This is a genomic window from uncultured Streptococcus sp., from assembly GCF_963528215.1.
GTDB lineage: Bacteria > Bacillota > Bacilli > Lactobacillales > Streptococcaceae > Streptococcus.
The window spans coordinates 1-6,087 of the sequence record NZ_CAURVL010000046.1; the positions used below are offsets into that span (position 1 = coordinate 1).

Annotated in this window: 6 protein-coding genes and 1 pseudogene; 3 read left to right on the top strand and 4 right to left on the bottom strand. The window is 41.6% G+C overall.

What is annotated here, in order from left to right; translation table 11 throughout:
• Window positions 1-652, top strand: a pseudogene (locus RWS24_RS10335) (oxidoreductase); the annotation flags it as partial.
• A gap of 151 nt (window positions 653-803) precedes the next feature.
• Here the strand turns inward: RWS24_RS10335 and RWS24_RS10340 are convergent.
• Both RWS24_RS10340 and RWS24_RS10345 read right to left on the bottom strand, forming a co-directional pair.
• The gene (locus tag RWS24_RS10340; protein ID WP_314367266.1) at window positions 804-1,364 is read right to left on the bottom strand and encodes a hypothetical protein; all 561 of its coding nucleotides are present in this window, start codon (window positions 1,362-1,364) and stop codon (window positions 804-806) included.
• 76 nt (window positions 1,365-1,440) lie between these two features.
• Window positions 1,441-2,160: a suppressor of fused domain protein gene (locus RWS24_RS10345; protein ID WP_314367269.1), complete on the bottom strand. Its 720-nt coding sequence runs from the start codon at window positions 2,158-2,160 to the stop codon at window positions 1,441-1,443.
• A 196-nt stretch (window positions 2,161-2,356) separates the two neighbouring features.
• On the opposite strand from RWS24_RS10345, the gene RWS24_RS10350 reads away from it, so the two are divergent.
• Together RWS24_RS10350 and RWS24_RS10355 are read left to right on the top strand one after the other, a co-directional pair.
• Complete coding sequence (locus RWS24_RS10350) at window positions 2,357-2,884, top strand: DUF2975 domain-containing protein (RefSeq protein ID WP_314367272.1); 528 nt, start codon at window positions 2,357-2,359, stop codon at window positions 2,882-2,884.
• A gap of 12 nt (window positions 2,885-2,896) precedes the next feature.
• Window positions 2,897-3,106, top strand: a complete 210-nt coding sequence (locus tag RWS24_RS10355) for a helix-turn-helix transcriptional regulator (RefSeq protein WP_314367275.1) — start codon at window positions 2,897-2,899, stop codon at window positions 3,104-3,106.
• A 54-nt stretch (window positions 3,107-3,160) separates the two neighbouring features.
• Here the strand turns inward: RWS24_RS10355 and lacG are convergent, their stop codons facing one another.
• On the bottom strand, window positions 3,161-4,567 hold the full coding sequence (lacG, locus tag RWS24_RS10360; protein ID WP_314367278.1) for a 6-phospho-beta-galactosidase: 1,407 nt from the start codon (window positions 4,565-4,567) through the stop codon (window positions 3,161-3,163).
• 83 nt (window positions 4,568-4,650) lie between these two features.
• The coding region (locus RWS24_RS10365; protein WP_314367281.1) for a lactose-specific PTS transporter subunit EIIC at window positions 4,651-6,087 on the bottom strand (1,437 nt) is incomplete at its 5' end.

Consider the following 6,087-nt stretch of genomic DNA (forward strand, 5'->3'; position numbering starts at 1 on the left):
TCGCCATCTGGGAAAAATCATGCAGGTCAAACGCCTCAACCACGATACCGTAGAGTTGAAGATCCAGCTCAGTCAAAAGCTAGACTATCAGTATGGGCAGTTTGCCTTTGTCAAGATTTTCCAAGAAGGATTTGAAAAAGCGCCGCATCCATTCTCTATCTCTGGCGGCCATGACAATATCATCTACTTTACCATCAAGAACTCTGGTGACCACACTAAGAAACTTTATAACAACATTCAAGAAGGAACCAAGGTCACCATTGACCGAGCTTATGGTCACATGATTCTTGACCAAGGACAGGAAAAACAGATTTGGATTGCTGGTGGGATTGGCCTTACGCCCTTCATCTCCTATATCCGAGAAAATCCTAATCTGAATCGTCCAGTCAGCTTCTACTATGCTTACACTGGAGCTGAAAATGCTGTTTACCTAGACCTACTCAAAGACTATGCGGCCAAGAATCCGCAGTTTGACCTTCATTTGGTCGATAGCAAGGTCTCCGGCTATTTAGACTTCAAGAATTATCCTCTGGATAACCAAACCACCGTCTTCATGTGCGGACCTGTCAAGATGATGGAGAAGCTAGCCAACGAATTTAAAAAGACCAATCCTAAAGCAGATCTGGTCTATGAAGGCTTTAAGTTTAAATAAAGAGTATAAAGCATCAGGAGCAACGATAAGGCTGCCCCTGATGTTTTATTGTCTAGTAATAAATTGAAATGAACCATGATACAGCTTCGGAAGTCTACCTAATTCGGAAAAATCTTCTCCAAGGAATCAGGAACAATTTCAATAGCTGTTCTTACTGTTTTTTAGGCATGTTTGAAACAAAAATATAAGACATTTTCAAAACATTTACCAGTTTATCACGTTTCTCTTTTAAGTTCTGCAGGAACGGATCTCGTACTTCTGCTGGAACTTCTAAATCATCTGAACCATACTGAGATAATTGATCACTAAGAGTCTGTTTTGATTCCTCAAAAGCTTTCAAACCTTCTTCCGCTTCTTGGTCAAAATCTGCTCTTTCAGATTCGGGGAGTTTTTCTTTAATTTCTCCACTATATTTGATGTAATTATCCGCAAGCTTATTGTACACGGTTTTTAAATCACCAATTGTTGTTGCGTTAGCGATTTCTTCGTCTGTAACCAAGACAAAGTCAGGTGTTTCTAGATTGGCACTTGACGAAGTACTTGAGCTGCTTGAGTTACTTTCTTTACTGCTTGATTTTGAAGACTTTTTAACTGAGCTAGAAGCAGCCTTGCTTTCTGAAGATTTAGAAGTAACGGATGAATGATTATTTGAACATGCTGCTAAGGTAACTGCTGCTAAAAGAACCACGCTGGCTGAAAAAATCTTTTTCATTTTTATCTCCTTAAATAATAAGTAATTTCATTATAGAATAAAACTAATGAGCTGTCAAAAAGTTGCTGAAAACTCGTCATCCAACAAGCGACTGCCGACCATAGTCTGTTAGGTCACTCCCCAAGCGAGCGTAGAGGCCTTGGGCAGTCTCTTCTTCATTGAGGATTTGCTGTAATTCTGCATCTGTCACTCCAACCAACTCAATAAAATCTACCCGACCATGGACTGTCTCCAAAGGCTGGGCTTCTACATCCGGAACCGTGATAAAACCTGTCAAAGCAGATTCCTGTTCACGGTCAAAGCCAAGAAGCTGTCCAGTATAAATGTATTCAAAAGGCTGATAAACCTCTCCGGTCTCAAAAGTCCGGCGCGCCAACTCCTGAAAAATCGTGACGATATTGATAAATTCATCATTGGCTTGGTAGTTTCCTTTTTTCAGTCGCATGGTAAATTCAAAACCATAGCCACTATAGTTTGGATCTTCACTGAGCTTTTCATACAGCTCAGACAAGCCATAACTAACCAAATGCCAAGAGTCACCTGCATCATAGACATCTACACCATCCAGCGGATCCGGCCCGCCAAAACGCCATTTTACAATGGCCTCAATATGATCTACCGGCTCTTGATTATTATATATCCGAGCAAATTCTGTTGAGATGGCTTCCCATCGCGGAGACTCCACATAATCTTCTACCGGCTCGATATCTTCTACTACTTCTTCGTACTCTTCATCGAAAACTTCCTCAGCTTCCTGATTTTCCGATTGTTTTTTAAAGAAATCAAAAATTCCCATTTTTTCCTCCTTGAATTAATTTGACAACAGTATAGCATAAAAAATAAGGAATTACTTTTATGATAGAAGGAAATTTATTTTTGTTTTTATCGTTTTTCGATATATTTTTCTTGAAATACAATAAAAAATAGATTATAATAAGAATAAAAGGAAAAGAAAATCTACTGCCGGCTGATTTTCGATAGAGGTAAGCATCATGAAAAAGATTGAATTAAAAAATAACTCTTTGCTCAAAGATATTGTTACTCTATTAAACCTTATCATAGTGGGTTATGCTGCTATTCTAGTCTTTCTTACTATCCTAAGTGTGATTTCTTACACCGGTCTTTCCGACAGGTTGGGAATAAAAATCCATGTTCAATTTCTGCTCTCAGTTGATTTTTCAAATTGGTGGAGTATTCTAGCCTTTGTTATAAACCTTCTCACAGCTTCTTTGACTATTTATCTCATCTATCTTGCTCGTAATTTCATCAAAAATTTGATTGGTGGAAAGATTTTTGATTCATCGAATACCCAACTAGCTGATAAGGCATGGAAAGTCTTTCTGGCTCTGACCTTTCTTTCCGTTAAGGTTGCTGCATCAGGCAATCCCATCGCTCTCCCCTTCTCTTTTAACGCCAGTATGAGCTTTACACCTCTCTTGGGTGCTCTGATTATTTGGCTGATGATGAAAATTCTGGAAAAGGGGATTGATATTGCTGAAGAAAATGAATTTACCATCTAGGAGGCTGCTATCATGATTATCGTTAATCTTGATGTCCAGCTGGCCAAGAAAAAGATGAAACTGGGTGAACTGGCCGATATCATCGGTATCACAAACGCCAACCTTTCCATTCTCAAAACGGGCAAGGCCAAGGCTATCCGCTTTAGCACCCTCAATGCTATCTGTCAGGCCCTTGATTGCCAGCCTGGAGACATCCTAGAATTTACAGATGATGATGAATAAAAAAACTCCCGTCCTAGCCGATTCCATTCAGCTGAGGATGGGAGTTTTGCTTTTCTATTCAATCATTTGTGTTTCAGCTAGTTTCTTATACCAGTGAGCGGATTTCTTCGGATAGCGTTCCTGAGTTTCAAAGTCAACGTAGAATAAGCCGTAGCGTTTTTCATAACCGTTAGACCAAGAAAAGACATCCATCAGAGACCAGATAAAGTAGCCCTTGACATTAGCCCCGTCCGCAATCGCATCGGATAAAACTTCCAGATGCTGCTTGACGTAGTCAATGCGAGCATCGTCGTAAACCGTATTGTCCACAAATTCATCCTTATAACCCAGACCATTTTCTGTGATATAAATCTTCTTGTAGTTTGGATAATCTTTCTTAATCCGCATGATCTGATCATAAAGACCTTGCGGATAGATAATCCAATCCCAATCAGTTTTTGGTATATGGGTTGGAGATTCTCTGCGCCCTACTCCCTTAATCTGGTACTTGGAGCTTCCCTTTTCGCCTTTTCCGTTATGGATAATTTCTGTTTCACCATCAAAGTCGCGCATCCAATCACTCATATAGTAGTTGATGCCGAGGAAGTCATTGAGGTCTTTAGCTGCTTCTAAAGTCTCAAAGTCTTCATCTCGTAGATCCAGCTGACCACCATTGACCTTAAGGATATGATTTACTCCTGCCAGAGTTACATCTGAATAGTGCCCCAGATAAGTCGCATCTAGGATAAACTTGTTATGGATAATATCTTCCAACTCTGCTGCTCTGACATCTGCTGGATTTTCTGGATCGTAAGGATATTTTGTCGGAAGTGCATGAACAACACCAATTTCACCCTTGTAGCCCTTATCCTTATATAGCTTAACGGCACGGGCATGAGAGACCATCATATTGTGATGGGATTGGAAAACCTTGGCCAAGTCATACTGGATACCCGGCGGGAATTTTCCGACTAAGTACTGACCATCACCAATGGGACCAATTTCATTGAAAGTTGTCCAATAGCGAACTTCTGGAAATTCTTCAAAACAGAAAGCCGCATAGTCCACAAAGTGCTCAATATTTTCCCGATTGAGGAAATCGCCATTTGAATGAAGAGCCTCTGGTGTATCAAAGTGGTGAAGGGTCACAAAAGGTTCTACATGACGCTTGTGGCATTCTGCGAAAAGATTATGGTAAAATTCCACACCTTTTGGATTGACCTCGCCATAGCCTGTCGGGAAAATCCGTGACCAAGCGATGGAGATTCGAATGCCATTAACACCATACTCTTCAGCCAATTTCAGATCCACAGGGTACTTGTGGTAAAAGTCACTGGCAGGTTCTGCCGTGTACCAATAGTTGTCCTCTAGGTATTTATCCCAGGCAACAGGTCCTTTTCCATCTGTGTGGGTTGCTCCCTCAGCTTGATAGGCTGCTGTGGCACCACCGAAAATAAAATCTTTAGGTAAGCTTTTTGTCATCTTATTTTCCTTTCAATAGCCTTTGAGATGAAGTCAAGCTTGATGACATTCTTATCAAGTTGCTTCATCTCAAATAAACAGATTTAGTTGTTAAATTGCTCCTGAACGAAGGCAAGCGCCCCTTTGCCATCACGGGTTAGTTTGATGTATTGGCCGCCTTCAGTCTTAGCTAGCTTGATGCCTAATTTATCTGTTTCCGCTTTCATATCTTCAAAGTTGGAAGCAACTTGAGGAGCCAGGATAACGAGATCAAACTCAGGCAGCATTTCACGGTGAGCACCGTAGCCGCCAGCTGCAGCTTTGACAGGAACATTGTATTCAGCTGCTGCTTTATTCAAAGCGTTGGCCAGCAATCCACTAGTACCACCGCCTGCACAGAGCACCAGAACATTGGTTTCTTCGCTAATATTGTTTTGAGCTGGAGCTTCTTCATCCACTCCTGCTTTTTCAAGGATAGCCTCCGCTTTAGCAGTATTAAAGTTAGCTGCTACTTTTTCTTTAAGAGCATCGTTAGCTTTGCCGGAACGTTCTTCTTCTAGGATTTGTTCATCATAAACCTTGACAAATGGATAGTAAATAATCACATCCACTACAACAAGGAGAGCTGCTAGTACAAAGGACAGAAGCTGGAAGTTGGTACCCAGCACAATTCCAAGAGGTCCAGGTGTCACCCAAGGAAGGTTGGCTGAGAAGGAGTTCATGTTTAAGGTATCAACAAAGAATTTGAAAATCCATACGTTTACGATAGGTGCAAAGATAAATGGAATGAAGAAAATCGGATTCAGTACGATTGGAGCACCAAAGAGAATGGGCTCATTGACACCAAAGAAAGTTGGAACAACAGATGCCCGTCCAATTGCACGGTTACGCTCAGACTTACAGATCCACATGAAAAGGAATGGAACAATCAAGGTCGCACCAGTACCACCCATGGTAACGATGAACATTTGAGTACCAGAAGTGATGACCTTATCCGCATGCTGACCAGCTTGTACCAGAGCCAAGTTGGCATCGATATTGGCATAAGTAATGGCAGCAATGGCAGGCTCAACGATAGACGGACCGTGAATTCCCACGAACCAGAAGAAGGCATAAGCACCAAAGATAAGAGTGATTCCCAGATAGCCATCTGCTGCTGAGAAGAGTGGAGCAAGAAGCGTTCCGATAGATTCTGCAACGGTTACTCCCAGACTTGCTTTAACAAGCAGTTCCAAACCGTAGAGCAGAACGACTGAGACAGTAAATGGAATCAAGTCTTTAAATACTTGGGAAATATTTGGTGGAACTTCTTCTGGCATGCGGATGGTGACATTATTTTTCACACAAACTTTGTAGACATTAACGGTCACAAAGGCTGCGATGAAAGCTGTCAAAAGACCTTTGGTTCCCATGAAGGCAGTCAGGAAGCCACCTTCCTTGGCAGGTTCAGCCGCCATGAGGAGGAAGCCGACCATAGAAGCCAGCATAGTAGACAAGAAGTTAATCTGGTTTGTCGCAGGCAGGTCGCGGTTGACAGAGTC

Excerpts from the sequence above, each read along its gene's own strand:
- RWS24_RS10340 (WP_314367266.1), bottom strand. The coding sequence starts at position 1,364 with ATGAAAAAGATTTTTTCAGCCAGCGTGGTTCTTTTAGCAGCAGTTACC.
- RWS24_RS10345 (WP_314367269.1), bottom strand. The coding sequence starts at position 2,160 with ATGGGAATTTTTGATTTCTTTAAAAAACAATCGGAAAATCAGGAAGCT.
- RWS24_RS10350 (WP_314367272.1), top strand. The coding sequence starts at position 2,357 with ATGAAAAAGATTGAATTAAAAAATAACTCTTTGCTCAAAGATATTGTT.
- RWS24_RS10355 (WP_314367275.1), top strand. The coding sequence starts at position 2,897 with ATGATTATCGTTAATCTTGATGTCCAGCTGGCCAAGAAAAAGATGAAA.
- lacG (WP_314367278.1), bottom strand. The coding sequence starts at position 4,567 with ATGACAAAAAGCTTACCTAAAGATTTTATTTTCGGTGGTGCCACAGCA.